The sequence below is a fragment of the Comamonas odontotermitis genome, from assembly GCF_014207855.1.
Lineage (GTDB): Bacteria > Pseudomonadota > Gammaproteobacteria > Burkholderiales > Burkholderiaceae_C > Comamonas > Comamonas odontotermitis_A.
Genome location: NZ_JACHKZ010000011.1, coordinates 49,478 through 65,808 on the forward strand (window position 1 = coordinate 49,478; position 16,331 = coordinate 65,808).

Below are 16,331 nucleotides of genomic sequence, written 5' to 3' on the forward strand. Positions count from 1 at the left end.
AGCCCTGCCATGCACAACAAGCCCGAATTCTCCAGCGCATCCGACATCCTTGTCTCCAGCCCGGCCGCCGCCAAGCATGCGCCCGCCTTGCCTGCCGCAGCGGCAGTCGCTGATATCGAGGTGTCCTGGGCGCGCCATCTGGACGAAGTGCGCGAAGCCCAGCGTCTGCGCCACCAGGTATTTGCCGGTGAAATGGGGGCGCAGTTGCAAACGACCATGCCCGGCCACGATGTGGATGGCTTTGACGACTACTGCGAGCACCTGCTGGTGCGCAACAGCAGCACGCAACAGGTGATCGGCACTTACCGCCTGCTCACGCCAGCCCAGGCCCTGCGCGCCGGACGCACGTATTCGGACGGTGAATTCGACCTGACCGCCATCGATGCACTGCGCCCGCGCATGGTGGAGCTGGGTCGCAGCTGCGTACATGCCGATTTCCGCCAGGGCGGCGTCATCATGGCGCTGTGGGGCGCATTGGCCAGCTTCATGCAGCGCAACAGGCTCGATGTCATGATGGGCTGCGCCAGCATTCCGATGTGGCACAACGGCATCGTCAGCGGCGATGCAGCGGCCAGCATCTGGCGCCAGTTGCGGGCCAAGAAGCAGGTATCGTCGGAGTACACAGTTACCCCACGCCTGCCGCTGCCACTGGAGCAACTGGATGACCAGGTTGATGTGGAGCCACCGGCGCTCATCAAGGGTTACCTGCGTGTGGGCACCGAGGTGATTGGCGCGCCCGCCTGGGATCCGGATTTCAACACCGCCGATCTGCCCATGCTGATGCAGCTCGATCGCCTGCCGGCACGTTATCGCAAGCATTTTCTGGGCTGACTGGAACAGTCCGCGGGGTGCTTCTGGCCACGCTGCGCCAGAGAACAACCCTGTCGGCAAAAAGCCTTCATAATCAAAAGAGCCGCATGTGCATGTTGCAAGCGGCTTTTTTGCTATCAATGAAGGAGTTGTGGTGAGCCAGTCCTCGCATTCCCCGATCACGCTGCTGGTCTTCAATCCCATGGCCGAGCAGCATCTAGACCAGATTCGCCAGCATGCGACGGTCATCTACGCGCCCACGGCGGCACAGCGCACGCAGGCTGTCGCAGAGCAGGGCGCCGAGGTGGATGCGGTGCTCACCATCGGCTCCATCGGTTTGACAGCTGATGAGGTGGCCCGCATGCCGCGCCTGCGCCTGGCCTGTACCCTGGGCGCGGGCTACGAAGGGCTGGCGCTGGATGCCTTGAAGGCGCGCGGCGCCGTCGTGGCAACCGGGGCAGGTACCAACGACACCAGCGTGGCCGACCATACCTTTGGCCTCATACTGGCCACGGTGCGCAATTTCCGCTCGCTGGACCAGCAGGCGCGTTCCGGGGTCGATCGCTTCACGATTCCGCACCCGCCGGGCGTATCGGGCAAGAAGCTGGGCATCATCGGCCTCGGCCACATTGGCCTCAAGATCGCCAGGCGCGCTGCAGGTTTCGACATGCCGGTGGGCTACCACAATCGCAAGCCCAAGGCCGATGTGCAGCACCCGTACTTTGATTCGGCGCTGGCGCTGGCTGCCTGGGCCGATGTACTGGTGTGCGCCACACCGGGCGGGGCAGGCACCCGGCACCTGGTCAATGCGCAGGTGCTGCAGGCGCTGGGCCCGCAAGGCTATCTGATCAACATCGCGCGCGGCTCGGTGGTGGATACCGAGGCGCTGGCTACGGCGCTGAAAGAAGGCCGTATTGCGGGCGCAGGCATTGATGTGTACGAGAGCGAGCCGCACCGGCCCGAGCCTCTGATCGACCTGCCTAATATCCTGATCACCCCGCATGTTGCAGGCTGGTCGCCGGAGGCGACGCAGGCCAGCGTGGACCAGTTCATCGGCAATCTCACGGGGGTGTTTTCCGGCCGAGGCGCTGTGGCGCCGGTAGACCTGGGTTGATGCATCAACGCATGCCTGACGGAATTTTTTTTCGGCAATTTTTTGCTATATAAAAAATAGCTGCTAGTGTCTAACGAATGAGAACTAGCAGCTATTTTTATATGTGAATGCCAATCACTTGGCCTGGATGTTGCCCGCCTGCTTGAACTGGAACACATACGGTGTCTTCTGCCAGGCAAGCACTTCCTCGCCCAGCAAGTAGGCCGATTGCGGAAACTGCTCCGACCAGCCGGCCTGTGCCTTGAGCGACCACTTCTCTGGCTTGTCGCGCAGGTTCAACTGCTCCAGCTCCGGATCGCGGCGGGCATGGCACAGCACGGTTGCCAGGCGCAGGCACAGCAGTTCCAGTGCAAACTCGGGGTTCTGCAAGAAATCCTCCACCTTGCGCAGTTTGCCGCGCTGCGCCAGTACCAGGGCGGCGAGGTGTGAGAGCTCGGTCTGTGTAAAGCCCGGCACGTCGCTGTGGCTCAGTACATAGGCGCCATGGTGGTGGTAGTCGTTATGCGAGATGAGGCAGCCCATTTCATGCAGTTGGCTGGCCCAATCCAGCATGGGCGATTTCAGCTGCGCAGGGTCGGTCACGCCGGTATAGCGTTTGGCCTGTTCAAAGAGAATGGCTGCGGTCTGCTGAACGCGCGCCGCTTGCGTGCCGTCCACGTGGTAGCGCTCCATCAAGGTGTTGATGGTACGGTTGCGGATATCGGAATACTCTTCGTGCTGCACCATGTCGCGCAGCAGGCCTTGGCGCAGGGCCCCGCTGGCAATGCGCAACTCGTCGATCTGCAGCAGGTCGAAGATGGCACACAGCGCGGTCACGCCGCCGCCGATTACGGCGCGTCGCTCTTCCTTGAGACCGTCGAGCCGCACATTGGCCGCATTGCCTGCGGCCAGCAGTTGTTCGCACAGCCAGTACAACTGCTCGCGGCGCACCACGTCAGGCTCTCCGCCATAGGCGGCCAGCACATCTGCAATGGCGTTTGCCGTGCCCGATGTGCCATAGGCCATGTCCCAGCTGTTGGGGGCAAAGTGCAGGGCGGCCTCTTCCATGACGGCTTGCGCGGCAATGTGTGCCGTTCTCAGGCTGGCCTTGGTGAATTCGCCATTCGGAAAATAGCGCAGCGACCAGGCCACGCTGCCCACGGGGTACGAGGCCACGCGCTCGGTCAGAAAGCGCTGGCCCAGGATCAACTCGGTCGAGCGTCCCCCAATATCGACAACCAGCCTGCGTTCGTCAGAGGGCGGGAGCGAATGCGCGGCGCCCTGGTAAATCAACCGGGCCTCTTCCGGGCCGGAGATCACGCTGATCGGGTAGCCCAGAATCTGGTTGGCCTGCTGGATGAAGATGTCGCGGTTCTTGGCCTCTCGCAGCGTCTGGGTGGCTACGGCACGCACCTGGGCGGGCGGAAAACCCTTCAGCCGCTCGGCAAAGCGGGCCAGGCAATCCCAGCCGCGCTGCATGGACTCCACCGAAAGGTTGCCTGCCTCGTCCAGGCCAGCGCCCTGGCGCACCATTTCCTTGAAATACTGCACGCGTTCGATATGGCCGAAGGCGTAGCGTCCAACCTCCAGGCGAAAACTGTTGGATCCCAGATCCACGGCGGCAAGCAGGGTTCCATCAAGCATAGGTGTCGTCATCAATCAAGTCTGCAAAAAAGGAATCTGCTTCACAAAATACAATGAAGCGGATGCGGCTGGCCGCATCAGTCCACCCCATCCCTTGGCCTCGCATGGCCGACAAAAGCATTCCAGGGCAGGCAGCATAGCACTGCGGCAGTTGTTCACCGCAAAGCCATTCGTTATGCTGACAAAACTTTGAAATTAAGTCTTTTGCATGACTGAAATATGACATTTGCCTATCTGTTGCTCAGGGGCATCGATTGATTTCCATGGGAAATATGACGGAATATGTCATATCAATGTCATAAAGGTTTTTTACAGTCCACTCCATTGCGTTTCATTACCAACAGGAGTTTTCATGAAACTGTCCGCGATTCGAGTGCTGGTTGCTGGTTTGGTTGCTGCGGGTGCGTTTGCCCAGGTTCAGGCGGAAGAGGCCACCGGCGCAGGCGCGAGCTTCCCCGCTCCGCTGTATTCCAAGTGGGCAGCTGATTACAACAAGGCAACTGGCGTCAAGATCAACTACCAGTCCGTGGGCTCCAGCGCTGGCATCAAGCAGATCGATGCCAAGACGGTGGATTTTGGTGCTTCCGACATGCCGCTGAAGGACGATGAGCTGAACCAGAAAGGTCTGGTGCAGTTTCCTACGGTGATCGGCGGCATTGTGCCCGTGGTCAACATCAAGGGCATCAACCCCGGCCAGCTCAAGTTGTCGGGCCAGGTGCTGGGCGATATCTTCCTGGGCAAGATCACGAAATGGAACGACCCGGCCATCACCGCAATGAACCCTGGCGTGGCTTTGCCGGACGCTGTCATTGCCCCTGTGCGCCGCGCTGACGGCTCGGGCACGACATTCGGCTTTACCAACTACCTCTCCAAGGTCAACACCGAATGGAAGGACAAGGTCGGTGAAGGCGCAGCCGTGAACTGGCCTACGGGTGCCGGCGGCAAGGGCAACGAAGGTGTTGCAGCGTATGTGGGCCGCCTGCCCAACTCCATCGGATACGTGGAGTACGCCTACGTCAAGCAGAACAAGATGACCTTTGCCCAACTGAAAAATGCAGAAGGCAATTTCGTCAGCCCTGATGACACCAGCTTCAAGGCAGCAGCCGCTGGAGCGGACTGGACCAAGAGCTTCTACCAGATCCTGACCAACCAGCCAGGCAAGGATTCGTGGCCGATCACCAGCGCCACCTTCATCCTGATGCACAAGACCCAGGACAAGCCAGCGCAGGCTGCCACTTCGCTGAAGTTCTTTGAGTGGGCCTACAAGTCGGGTGACCAGACGGCCGATGGCCTGGATTACGTGCCTATGCCCGCAAGCGTGAAGGACATCATCTACAAGTCCTGGAACAACATCAAGGACAGCAGTGGCAAGGCTGTAGTCGCCAAGTAAGTCGCAAATATCACAGGCCGCTCGGGTAGCGGCCTTTTCCACCTTCCATGGAATTTACAAGTGTCGACATCTTTTCCAGTACAAAACAGCGCGGTGGCGGGGGATAAAGCAGACATGCAATCCAGCCAGCCTCCCTCGCGAAAGCCCTGGCTTTCCAACTCTGTCGCCGACGGCCTGTTTGCCTTGCTGGCGCGTGGCGCGGCGGTGCTGACCCTGGCTTTGCTGCTGGCCATCATGGGCTCCCTGGTCGTGGGTGCCTGGCCCGCCATCCGTGAGTACGGAATCGGCTTCTTCTTCCGCAGCGAATGGGATCCGGTGCAGAACCAGTACGGTGGCCTCGTGATGATTTATGGCACCTTGGCCACATCGGCCATTGCCTTGCTGATTGCGGTGCCTGTGAGCTTTGGCATCGCCCTGTTTCTGACGGAGCTCTCGCCCGTCTGGCTCAAGCGTCCTTTGGGTACGGCCATTGAGCTGCTGGCGGCCGTGCCCTCCATCGTGTATGGCATGTGGGGTCTGATGGTGTTCGGCCCGCTGCTGGCTACCTATGTGCAGCAGCCGCTGCAAACCCTGTTCAAGGGCATTCCGGTGCTGGAAGGCCTGGTATCCGGCCCACCCGTGGGTATTGGTATTTTTTCCGCAGGCGTCATCTTGGCGATCATGGTGATTCCGTTCATTGCCTCCGTGATGCGAGATGTTTTCGAGGTGACCCCAGCGCTGCTCAAGGAATCGGCCTACGGCCTGGGCTCTACCACCTGGGAGGTGATGTGGAAGGTCGTGCTGCCTTACACCAAAACCGGCGTGTTCGGCGGCGTGATGCTGGGGCTTGGCCGCGCACTGGGCGAAACCATGGCTGTCACTTTCGTGATCGGCAATATGAACCAGCTCAATTCTCTGTCGCTGTTTGAGGCGGCCAATAGCATCACCTCGGCGCTGGCCAATGAGTTTGCGGAGGCCGGTGAAGGCCTGCACCAGGCATCGCTGATCTATTTGGGGCTGGCGCTGTTCTTCATCACGTTCATTGTGCTGGCCTGCTCCAAGCTGCTGCTCAACCGCCTGCAAAAGAATGAAGGAGCCCGCGCATGACCACCGGAGAACGTTTGATCAAGGCTTCGGATCTCGCAGCCGTGCGCGCAGCCAAGTACCGCGGCCGCAACCGCATCAACAAGATTGCGATTGGCCTGTCGCTGGCGGCCATGGCCTTCGGTGTGTTCTGGTTGATCTGGATTCTGTGGGAAACCCTGCGCCTTGGCATTGGCGGCCTGAGCGTTGCGCTGTTGACCGAGATGACGCCTGCACCCAACGAGCCGGGCGGGATTGCGAACGCGATCTGGGGATCGCTGGTGATGGTGTTCCTGGCGACCTGTGTGGGCACGCCCATCGGCGTGATGGCTGGCGTGTATCTGGCCGAATACAACAAGACCGGCTGGCTCGCCTCGGTCACCCGCTTTGTCAATGACATCCTGCTGTCTGCGCCGTCGATCGTGATCGGTCTGTTTGTCTACACCGTGATCGTGATCAAGCTCAGGAGCTTCTCCGGCTACGCGGGTGTGATGGCGCTGGCGCTGATCGTGATTCCCGTGGTGATTCGCACGACCGAGAACATGCTGGTGCTCGTGCCATCCAGCCTGCGCGAAGCTGCCTATGCCTTGGGCACCCCCAAATGGAAGGTGATCAGCATGGTGACCCTGCGTGCCGCCCGTGCCGGTGTGATCACCGGTGTGCTGCTGGCGGTGGCGCGGATTGCTGGCGAGACCGCTCCGCTCCTCTTTACCGCGCTGAACAACCAGTTCTGGAATACCGATCTGTCCAAGCCGATGGCGAGCCTGCCGGTGACCATCTTCAAGTTCGCCATGAGCCCCTATGAAAACTGGCAGCAACTGGCCTGGGCCGGCGTCTTCCTGATCACGCTCGCCGTGCTCGGTCTGAACATTCTGGCGCGCAGCTTTGCGCGTCAAAAATAAATACGGATGAACATCATGCTGACGAAAACCAATGCAGCCAATGCCAGTGCACTGAATTCCAAGATTTCGGTGCGTGACCTGAACTTTTACTACGGCAAATTCCACGCCCTCAAAAACATCAACCTGGAAATTCCGGAAAAGAAGGTGACGGCCTTCATCGGCCCATCGGGCTGCGGAAAATCGACCTTGCTGCGTACCTTCAACCGCATGTATGAGCTCTATCCCGAGCAGCGCGCGGAAGGCCAGATCGTGCTGGATGGCGAGAATCTGCTCACCAGCAAGCAGGATGTGGCGCTGATCCGTGCCAAGGTGGGCATGGTGTTCCAGAAGCCGACCCCCTTTCCGATGTCGATCTACGACAATATCGCCTTCGGGGTGAAGCTGTTCGAGGACCTGAGCAAGAGCGACATGGAAGAGCGCGTGGAATGGGCACTGCGCAAGGCCGCGCTGTGGTCCGAGGTCAAGGACAAGCTGGGCCAGAGCGGCTCCGGCCTGTCGGGCGGTCAGCAGCAGCGCCTGTGTATTGCCCGCGGCATTGCCATCAAGCCTGAAGTGCTGCTGCTGGATGAGCCCTGCTCGGCACTGGATCCGATCTCGACCGCCAAGGTGGAGGAGCTGATCGCAGAGCTCAAGGACGAGTACACCGTGGTCATTGTGACCCACAACATGCAGCAGGCCGCCCGCTGCAGCGACTTCACCGCATATATGTACCTGGGCAGCCTGATGGAGTTTGGCGCCACCGAGCAAATGTTCTTCAAGCCCCAGCGCAAGGAAACCGAAGACTACATCACAGGCCGTTTCGGCTGATCCACCAGAACCTGAAAGAGTGGCATGACTGAAAAACATCTATCGTCTCAATTTGACAGCGAGCTCAACAATATTTCGTCCCGCGTGATGGAGCTGGGCGGTCTTGTGGAGTCGCAGATTCAGCAAGCGATCTACGCGCTCTCGCAGTTCAGCATGGAGGCCGTGCAACGCGTCGACGAAGCTGAAAAGCGCGTGAACCAGCTCGAAGTAGACATCGACTACGAGCTGTCGACCATCATCGCCCGCCGCCAGCCGACGGCACGCGACCTGCGCCTGCTGATTGCCTTTTCCAAGGCGACCGCCAACCTCGAGCGCATGGGCGACGAGGCCCACAAGATGGCGCGCATGGTGGGCTCCATCATCGAAAGCGGCGCGGCGCGCTCGCTGCCTACGACCGATCTGCGTGTGGCGGCCGAGCTGGCCTCGGGCCTGCTGCGCAAGACGCTGGACGCGTTTGCCCGCCTCGACACGGCGGCTGCAGTCTCTATCCTCAAGGAGGACGATCTGATTGACGCCGAGTTTGATGGCTTTGTCCGCAAACTCATCACTTACATGATGGAAGATCCTCGCAAGATCTCTCCGAGTCTGGATCTGCTGTTCCTGGCCAAGGCCATTGAACGCATCGGCGATCACTCCAAGAACGTGGCAGAACTCATCATCTACCTGGTCAAGGGAATCGATGTGCGCCACACCACGATGGACGAAATCGAATCCAGTGTTTTGTAGAGCTTGAAGTATGAAAAAACTGCCACGCGTACTCATTGTCGAAGACGAGCCGGCCATTGCCGAGCTGATCGCGGTGAACCTGCGGCACAACGGCTGCCTGCCGATCTGGGCAGAGGACGGCGATGCAGCCCAGCGAGAGCTGGACGCCGTGCTGCCGGACGTGATTTTGCTGGACTGGATGCTGCCAGGCCAAAGCGGCTTGTCGCTGGCGCGCAAATGGCGTGCTGATGCCCGTGTCAAAGGTGTTCCGATCATCATGCTCACGGCTCGCGGCGATGAGCCTGACAAGATCGCCGGTCTGGATGCTGGTGCGGATGACTACATCACCAAGCCATTTTCCACGCAGGAGCTGCTGGCGCGTATCCGTGCGGTATTGCGCCGTCGTATTCCAGAGCAGGTCAATGACAGTGTGACGATCGGCGAGCTGGTGCTCGATGCGGCGACCCACCGCGTCACCTTTCAGGGAGAGCTTCTCAAGCTGGGTCCGACGGAGTTCAAGCTGCTCCATTATTTGATGAAGCATGCCGAGCGCGTGCATTCCCGCTCACAGCTGCTCGACAAGGTGTGGGGTGACCATGTCTTCATCGAGGAACGTACCGTGGATGTACACGTGAAGCGCCTCCGCGAGGCCTTGGGCGTTGCGAACGTGATGGTGGAGACGGTGCGGGGCGCGGGCTACCGCATCACGGCACAGCCGCAGGCGCTGCAGCGCGCCTGATGCGCGGGCTTGCCATTTCTCGTATGCTGCGCTTGTCGCAGCTTTTCTTTTTTGAGTTAGGTCTGCATGCTGTTTCGCATTGTCAGTTTTCTGTTGTTTCAGATCGTCGGCGCATCGCTGGGTTGGTGGCTGGGGCAGATGCCAGGGGCGCTTGTCGCTACCGTGGTGGGTGCATGGTGCTGGTTTGTTGCGGACCTGTGGCGTGGCAACAAAGTGGTTTCGTGGCTCAAGCAAGGTGACCTGCAGCGCCCTCCACATCTATATGGTGTATGGGGCGAGGCCGTGGACCGGGCGCGTCGGCTGTTGCGCCAGCATGAGAAGCAAGAGCAGCAGGCGGTGGCGCAGCTGCAGCAGGTGCTGACTGCGCTGCAGGCATCGCCCAATGGCGTGGTGTTGCTGGATGCGCAAGGCCATATCGAGTGGTGCAACCAGACCGCCTGTGAGCACTTCGGCTTCGATCTCGGGCGCGATCACATGCAGCTCATCTCCAACCTGGTGCGTGCGCCGGAGTTTGCAGGTTATTTTGCCGCCAACGATTTCAGCAGAGATGTGGTCCTGATGAGCCCGGTGGTGCGTGCCACCAGCCCGCTGAAACTATCGGTGCAAATGTTTCCCTACGAAGGGAACCGCAAGTTGCTGCTCTCGCGCGATGTCACGTCGATTGAACTGGCCGATGCCATGCGGCGCGATTTTGTTGCCAATGTATCGCACGAGATCCGCACGCCACTGACGGTGTTGACAGGCTTTATCGAAACCCTGCAGACCCTGCCGCTCAGCAGCGAGGAGCGTACCCAATACCTGGCCTTGATGTCCAACCAGGCGCAGCGCATGCAAAGCCTGGTGGCGGATTTGCTGACCCTCTCGCGTCTGGAAGGCAATCCTCCGCCCAGCCTGAAAGAATGGGTAGGGGTGCGCAGCCTGATGCGCCGCTGCGAGGAGGACGCGCACGGCCTCGCACGCATGATTGCCAAGGACGGTGACAAGCCCCTGCACCTGAATTTTCCGCAGATGCAGTCGCTTGACGAAGCGGGCCTCGAAGTGGCGGGTGCGGGCAACGAGTTGCAAAGTGCGCTGTCCAACCTGGTCAACAACGCGGTGCGCTACACGCCCGCGGGTGGGGATATCACCGTACAGTTTGTGCTGCAGGAAGATGGTACAGGCCGCTTCAGCGTCATGGACACAGGCCCGGGCATTGCGCCTGAGCATATTCCGCGTCTGACCGAGCGTTTTTACCGCCTGGATCGCAGCCGTTCACGAGACACAGGGGGCACCGGGCTGGGTCTTGCGATTGTCAAGCATGTCCTGCAGCGGCATGGCGCGCAACTGCAGATCCGCAGTACCCTGGGCAAGGGGTCTGAATTCGTGGTGGTATTTCCGGCATCCCGGATGCGAAAGGCAGATACGGAGGCGCTGGTATAGCGTGAGCCGTTGCTTGCAATGTGGATCAGGCCAGGCTACGTTGTACGGCCTTGCGGGTCACCTGCTGCAGAAGCGCAACAAAGCAGGCGGCAGCCAACACCAGCGCCCCCGCTGCACACATCCAGAACGCAATGGGCGAGTGCAGGGCGCTTATGCTGCCCAACCCGCTGTAGGCCAGTCGGAATCCGCCCCACAGGCCCATGCCCCACAGCAGGCCACAGTACACCAGCAGCGGCGCAAAGGTGATGCGGTAGCTGCGCAGCACAAAGATGGAGACGGTCTGCGTGGCATCTGCCAGGTGATAGAGGCTCACCCAGGCGAGCAGTCCCACTGCAATGGCGGTAACCTCTGGCGTGTGGGTATACACCGGCACAATCCAGTATCTGCCAATAAGCACCACGCAAGACAACACAGCAGCCAGCAGCATGGCAGACAGCAGCCCCATAAACACGACATGGCGTGCACGTCGCTCGTCGCCAGCGCCGCGCCAATAGCTGGCGCGCGCGCTGGTGGCAATGGCCAATGACAGGGGCACCATGTACATCAACGCTGTCACGTTGGCTGCAATCTGGTGGGCGCCTGAGGCTGCCGTGCCCATGCGTGCCACATACAAGGCCATCAGAGTGAACGAGGTGATTTCCACCAGAATCGACAGGCTGGCAGGAACGCCAAGCTGCGCGAACTGAAGCAATGTGGGCCCATGGGGCCGCTCCAGCTTGCGCCAGATTTGTGTCGGCGCGTACAGCGACTGCGTGCGCAGCAGCATCCAGCCCACGCCGCAGAGGAAGAAGTTGACGGCAAACGTTGCCCAGGCGCAGCCCACCACCCCCATGGGTGCCAGACCCAGGCCGCCGAAGGTGAACCAGATCGACAGCGACAGTTTGACAAGCAGCGACACGGCCTGCAGCCAGGTCACCAATTGTGGTTTGCCCAGTGCCTGGCTTACAGTGCTGAAGACGCGAAAGAGCAAAGCTGCGGGCAGGCTCCAGCCCACAACAGCCAGATAGCTCTCCACCAGCGGCTGCAAATCGGTGGGAACTTCGGTCCATCGCAGTATGGGCGCAGGATGGAACAATACAGCCATGCCCACGGCACTTGCTGCCATGCAGATATAGAGCGACTGCCGCAGCGATGGCCCGATGTCTGCGTGGCGGCGGGCGCCATGCATCTCCGACCAGATAGGCAGCAGCGCCTGCAGCAACCCCATCAGCGAGACATAGACCGTCACAAAAATCGCGGAGCCTACGGATAGCGCGGCCAATGAAGCTTCTGCATGGCGGCCCGCAACGATGGTATCGACCACGCCGAAACCCATTACTGCGATTTGCCCTACGAATACGGTTGCCGCGTGTTTGGCGACCACATCGAAATCGCGGCGTGAAAACACGCGGCGCACAGCGCTCAGCATGGCTGCTCCTAATCCTGCTTGCGCTGGTAAATAACAATCTCAGCGTTTTTATCCGTGGGGCGCGGCACGACCGCGCGTGGTTCCCAGTCTTCGTCAATGCCGTGGCTGTGAGCGGATCTGGCGCCTTCTATCGGTAGCGCCAGCCAGCGGCATGCATTGGCGGTGTCTGTGTGCATTGGAATCAACTGCCATCCGCCTTGCGCCTGCAGTGCAACGATCTGTGCGCGCCCCAGGTTTCCGATGGCGACGCAGCCCGCCTGCGATGGAGCAGGTAGTACCTTGGCCAACGCCTCGACCTGCGCCGTGTAGCTGCGGCCATAATCCAGCATTGGCAGCCAGATGCTCATCAGCAGTATCCAGCTGAGCACCGTGCCGCCAGCAGGCAGCACCAGGCTGCGCCAGATCTCTGGGCGGTTGCGCCGGGCGCGCCAGAACACCAGAGCGCACCAGGCCAGGCTGGCCAGCAAGGCCACAAGGAAAAGCGGCAGCGAGAAGTTGGCTACAAAGCCCGGCGCGATACGAGCCACATTGGCGGCTGGCTTGGCCGGTACACCGGTGTAGACGGCCAGCCAGATCACCCAGATGGTGATGGCTGCGGCACTGAAGAACAGCAGGGTGAACCAGTCAATCAGCGCAGCCATGGCGCGGCGGAAGGTAGGCAAGGCAAATGCAGCGAGAGCCGCAAAGGCGGGCAGGCCCAGCAGCAGCGCGCGGTCTCCCGGATTGGTGGTGACGGTGTTGATGAGAGCCAAGGCTCCCAGCAGTATCGGCAGCCACAGGTGGCGATGCACAAAGCGCCAGTCTGCAATCTGGCGGCGCCAGATCCACAGCGACCACAAGGCCAGAGGCCATGCAGGCCATACAAACCAGACCAGCAACTCCAGCAGAGACTGGAACTGGCGGAATTCCTGCACAGGCAGGATGCGCCACTGCCATTGGTGCAGGTATACCGCCAGCAGCAAGGCCAGCACGCTCATCACGGCAAAAGCAATGGACGCCTGCAGACTCTTGTTGCGCTGTGCGGCATTGACAGGGGTGAGTGCCAGGATCAGGGCTGCGCCCAGGCCCATCAATACGCTGTAGGTGGGGGCGCCGCTGAGCGCCAGAATCAGAAGCCCGATTCCTCCAACGGTAAGGGGCAGTACAAACCGGTTGGGGATGCAGGCTGCGGCGAAAAAGACAAAACACACGCCAGTCAGCTGAACCACGTAGCTGCTGGCTTCATGGGATGGCTGTGCAAGGCCCAGACATGCAATGAGCGCCAGCAAACCCCCATCGGCCATGGCGCGCGCATAGTCGATCTCAGACGCTTCGCCACCGAATGCAAAGGCCACAGGGCCTGCCCCCGGGCTGCGGGCCAGGTAATAGACGGCATACCAGGTTGCCATCAATGCAAGCCACAGCAGGGCCGCAAAAGGCAGGCGGCTTGCCATGTTCGGTGGTATCACGTTGCCAAACGCCTGGATGGCCCAAGCGCCCAGCCAGTAGGGCAGCAGCCCCTCGGCGTCCGGATTCAGCCCCAGGATGGAGGGCGCCAGCCACGATGTTTTGCCCTGCGCCAGCTCCAGAGAGTATCCGTAGGTGGTGATATCCAGTGCTTTCCACGGCGCGCGGCCAAAAAAGCCTGGCACGACGTAAGCCAGACACAGCAACAGCAGCAGCGCCCGGGGGAGAGGGCGCACGGCAGCCTGAGGAACAATCGCTGGGGTTGGGAAATTCACCGTAAGAGACCGAAAGGAGCAAGCAAGCAAAGATAGCAGAGCACGCGAGCGAAATCTAGGAGGTTTGTGGTTGCCTTCAAAGATTCAATGCTGCACCACACCCGCAAACAAAAAAGGCAGTACGTCATCCGCACTGCCTTTGCTTTGCCAGAAAACCGTGGCCTTGAAGACCACAGCAGAGGCAAACCGCAAATTACTTCTTGCCGAAACGGTTGCGGAACTTCTCCACGCGGCCGCCCATGTTGTCCACCGACTTTTGGGTACCGGTGTAGAAGGGGTGCGATTCAGAGGATGTGTCCAGCTTGAACAGAGGATATTCCTTGCCTTCGAAGGTTTCGGTTTCCTTGGTGTTCACGCACGAACGGGTCACAAACTTGAAGCCGTTGGACAGGTCCACGAACAAAACTTCGCGGTAATCTGGGTGAATGCCTTCTTTCATGATCTTTCCTTTGGTCAAGTGCGGGAGCCGTGCCAAGCCGGATACAACCTCTGTACCGCAATAAGCTGTGCGTACTTTCCGCAATAAAAGCTCTCCATTATTGCATAAACGGAGAGCTCATGGCAAATCGGTGCGGTTTTAGCCACCCCGACGCATCATGTCGAAGAATTCGGTGTTGTTCTTCGTGGCCTTCATGCTCTTGATGACCATTTCCATGGATTCGATTTCGTCCATGTTGTACATGAACTGGCGCAGGATGCGGGTCTTTTGCAGGATCTCCGGCGACAGCAGCAACTCTTCGCGGCGTGTGCCGCTCTTGTTGAGCTCAATGGCCGGGAACACGCGCTTTTCGTACAGGCGACGGTTCAGGTGCAGTTCGCTATTGCCGGTGCCCTTGAACTCTTCAAAGATCACTTCGTCCATGCGGCTGCCGGTATCGACCAGCGCGGTGGCGATGATGGTGAGCGAGCCGCCTTCTTCCACATTGCGCGCTGCGCCAAAGAAGCGCTTGGGACGCTGCAATGCATTGGAGTCCACACCGCCCGAGAGCACCTTGCCCGACGAAGGCACGACGTTGTTGTAGGCGCGTGCGAGGCGGGTGATGGAGTCGAGCAGAATGACGACATCCTTGCCCATTTCGACCAGGCGCTTGGCACGTTCGATCACCATCTCGGCCACGTGCACGTGGCGTGCTGCTGGCTCGTCGAAGGTGGAGGCGATGATTTCGCCCTTGACCGAGCGCTGCATCTCGGTCACTTCTTCCGGGCGCTCATCGACCAGCAGCACCATCATGTGCACGTCTGGGTAGTTGGCGGTAATGGCGTGGGCGATGCTTTGCATCATCATCGTCTTGCCGCTCTTGGGCGGGGCGACGATGAGTGCGCGCTGGCCACGGCCAATGGGGGCGATGATGTCGATCAAGCGGCCGGTGATGTTCTCTTCGGCCTTGATGTCGCGCTCCAGACGCATCTGTTCCTTGGGGAACAGGGGCGTCAGGTTCTCGAACATCATCTTGTGCTTGTTCTGCTCGGGGGGCAGGCCATTGACCTTGTCGAGTTTGGTCAGTGCGAAGTAGCGCTCGCCGTCCTTGGGCGTGCGTACTTCGCCTTCAATCATGTCGCCCGTGTGCAGGTTGAAGCGTCGCACCTGGCTTGGGGAGATGTAGATATCGTCGGTGCTGGCAGTGAAACTCGTATCGAGGCTGCGCAAGAAGCCGAATCCATCGGGCAGGATTTCCAGAACGCCGTCGGCAAACACCTGTTCACCGGCCTTGGCCCGTTTTTTGATGATCGCAAACATCAACTCCTGTTTGCGCATGCGGCCGGTATTTTCAATCTCAAGCTCTTCTGCCAGCTTGAGGACTTCAGACACATGGAGTGCCTTGAGCTCATTTAAGTGCATGAATGGACTCCAGAACGGAGCAACTGTTAGATGGAGGGGGAATGCAGAGCCGGCGCAACAAGCGGGAAACCGCCAAGCCGGAGATCAGGCGTGATCTATTCTTAGAAAGGGAGACCGATGATCTGGACCCGTATTATAAACAGGGTGTTGGAAAACACCCCCTTTAAATGATCAACTATATGTATCTTTAGGGTAAAAAATGCTGTTATCCCATGGCGAGGGCCAAAGTTTGCGCATATTCCCATAAAAAAGCGCGGCTCGTCGGCCGCGCTTTGCTTTTGGATGATGGAGGTCAATATTAGGCGAGTTGCTCGTCCAGGAACGCTGTCAACTGGGATTTGTTGAGAGCGCCCACCTTCGTGGCTGCCAGCTGGCCATTCTTGAACAACATCAGCGTAGGAATGCCACGGATACCGAATTTGGCAGAGATGGTGCGGTTTTCGTCCACATTCACCTTGGCGATCTGCAGTTTGTCCTTGTAGCTGACCGATACCTCTTCGAGCACAGGAGCAATCATCTTGCAGGGGCCGCACCACTCGGCCCAGAAATCCACCAGCACATTGGTGTTCGGCTGCAGTACGTCTGCTTCAAAATTGGCTTCGTTGGTATGCTTGATCAGGGAGTCCGACATGGCAGGTTCCTTGTTAAATTTCAAATGTCGTGGAGGTTCAGCGACCGCCGTATTCAAAGTTGGGCCATTGTGACAGAAAGCAAGCCCATGTGCTGCAGGTGCCATGGGGCGCCAGTACCGGCAGCATGGGTGCTGTAATGGCTCTCAGAGAGGGGGCGGC

Annotated in this window: 16 protein-coding genes; 9 read left to right on the top strand and 7 right to left on the bottom strand. The window is 59.7% G+C overall.

What is annotated here, in order from left to right; genetic code table 11:
• Positions 1-9: 9 nt before the first annotated feature.
• Both HNP33_RS10625 and HNP33_RS10630 read left to right on the top strand, forming a co-directional pair.
• Positions 10-831 (top strand): GNAT family N-acetyltransferase, encoded by an 822-nt coding sequence (locus HNP33_RS10625; protein WP_184708169.1) that lies wholly within the window; start codon positions 10-12, stop codon positions 829-831.
• Positions 832-964: 133 nt separating this feature from the next.
• Positions 965-1,924, top strand: a complete 960-nt coding sequence (locus HNP33_RS10630) for a 2-hydroxyacid dehydrogenase (protein ID WP_325064926.1) — start codon at positions 965-967, stop codon at positions 1,922-1,924.
• Positions 1,925-2,038: 114 nt separating this feature from the next.
• Here the strand turns inward: HNP33_RS10630 and HNP33_RS10635 are convergent, their stop codons facing one another.
• Together HNP33_RS10635 and HNP33_RS10640 are read right to left on the bottom strand one after the other, a co-directional pair.
• Positions 2,039-3,547, bottom strand: coding sequence for a Ppx/GppA phosphatase family protein (locus HNP33_RS10635; protein ID WP_184708287.1), 1,509 nt, complete (start codon positions 3,545-3,547; stop codon positions 2,039-2,041).
• The gene (locus tag HNP33_RS10640) at positions 3,540-3,773 is read right to left on the bottom strand and encodes a hypothetical protein (RefSeq protein ID WP_184708171.1); all 234 of its coding nucleotides are present in this window, start codon (positions 3,771-3,773) and stop codon (positions 3,540-3,542) included. Before HNP33_RS10640 ends, HNP33_RS10635 begins: the two co-directional genes overlap by 8 nt.
• Positions 3,774-3,899: 126 nt before the next feature.
• Here HNP33_RS10640 and pstS point away from each other — a divergent pair, with 126 nt between their 5' ends.
• From pstS to phoR, 7 genes are all read left to right on the top strand, one after another.
• Positions 3,900-4,937: a phosphate ABC transporter substrate-binding protein PstS gene (gene pstS, locus HNP33_RS10645; protein WP_184708173.1), complete on the top strand. Its 1,038-nt coding sequence runs from the start codon at positions 3,900-3,902 to the stop codon at positions 4,935-4,937.
• Positions 4,938-5,051: 114 nt separating this feature from the next.
• On the top strand, positions 5,052-6,023 hold the full coding sequence (pstC, locus tag HNP33_RS10650) for a phosphate ABC transporter permease subunit PstC (protein WP_184708175.1): 972 nt from the start codon (positions 5,052-5,054) through the stop codon (positions 6,021-6,023).
• A complete protein-coding gene (pstA, locus tag HNP33_RS10655) occupies positions 6,020-6,901 on the top strand; it encodes a phosphate ABC transporter permease PstA (protein ID WP_184708177.1) in 882 nt (293 codons plus the stop codon). Before pstC ends, pstA begins: the two co-directional genes overlap by 4 nt.
• A gap of 15 nt (positions 6,902-6,916) precedes the next feature.
• The gene (pstB, locus tag HNP33_RS10660) at positions 6,917-7,708 is read left to right on the top strand and encodes a phosphate ABC transporter ATP-binding protein PstB (protein ID WP_184708179.1); all 792 of its coding nucleotides are present in this window, start codon (positions 6,917-6,919) and stop codon (positions 7,706-7,708) included.
• A gap of 24 nt (positions 7,709-7,732) precedes the next feature.
• Positions 7,733-8,434 carry a phosphate signaling complex protein PhoU gene (gene phoU, locus HNP33_RS10665; protein WP_184708181.1) on the top strand — a complete coding sequence of 234 codons (702 nt, stop codon included), beginning with the start codon at positions 7,733-7,735 and terminating at the stop codon, positions 8,432-8,434.
• Between the two features lie 10 nt (positions 8,435-8,444).
• The gene (gene phoB / locus HNP33_RS10670; RefSeq protein ID WP_184708183.1) at positions 8,445-9,152 is read left to right on the top strand and encodes a phosphate regulon transcriptional regulator PhoB; all 708 of its coding nucleotides are present in this window, start codon (positions 8,445-8,447) and stop codon (positions 9,150-9,152) included.
• A gap of 66 nt (positions 9,153-9,218) precedes the next feature.
• Positions 9,219-10,571 (top strand): phosphate regulon sensor histidine kinase PhoR, encoded by a 1,353-nt coding sequence (phoR, locus tag HNP33_RS10675; RefSeq protein ID WP_184708185.1) that lies wholly within the window; start codon positions 9,219-9,221, stop codon positions 10,569-10,571.
• Between the two features lie 25 nt (positions 10,572-10,596).
• Here phoR and HNP33_RS10680 read toward each other — a convergent pair whose 3' ends face one another.
• From HNP33_RS10680 to trxA, 5 genes are all read right to left on the bottom strand, one after another.
• The gene (locus HNP33_RS10680; RefSeq protein WP_184708187.1) at positions 10,597-11,979 is read right to left on the bottom strand and encodes an MATE family efflux transporter; all 1,383 of its coding nucleotides are present in this window, start codon (positions 11,977-11,979) and stop codon (positions 10,597-10,599) included.
• Between the two features lie 8 nt (positions 11,980-11,987).
• Entirely contained in the window at positions 11,988-13,700 is a 1,713-nt protein-coding gene (locus tag HNP33_RS10685) for a hypothetical protein (protein ID WP_184708198.1), read from the bottom strand.
• 193 nt (positions 13,701-13,893) lie between these two features.
• On the bottom strand, positions 13,894-14,139 hold the full coding sequence (locus tag HNP33_RS10690; protein ID WP_184708200.1) for a type B 50S ribosomal protein L31: 246 nt from the start codon (positions 14,137-14,139) through the stop codon (positions 13,894-13,896).
• Positions 14,140-14,277: 138 nt separating this feature from the next.
• Positions 14,278-15,540, bottom strand: a complete 1,263-nt coding sequence (gene rho, locus HNP33_RS10695) for a transcription termination factor Rho (RefSeq protein ID WP_184708202.1) — start codon at positions 15,538-15,540, stop codon at positions 14,278-14,280.
• Positions 15,541-15,838: 298 nt separating this feature from the next.
• Complete coding sequence (trxA, locus tag HNP33_RS10700) at positions 15,839-16,171, bottom strand: thioredoxin TrxA (protein WP_184708204.1); 333 nt, start codon at positions 16,169-16,171, stop codon at positions 15,839-15,841.
• Positions 16,172-16,331 lie beyond the last annotated feature (160 nt).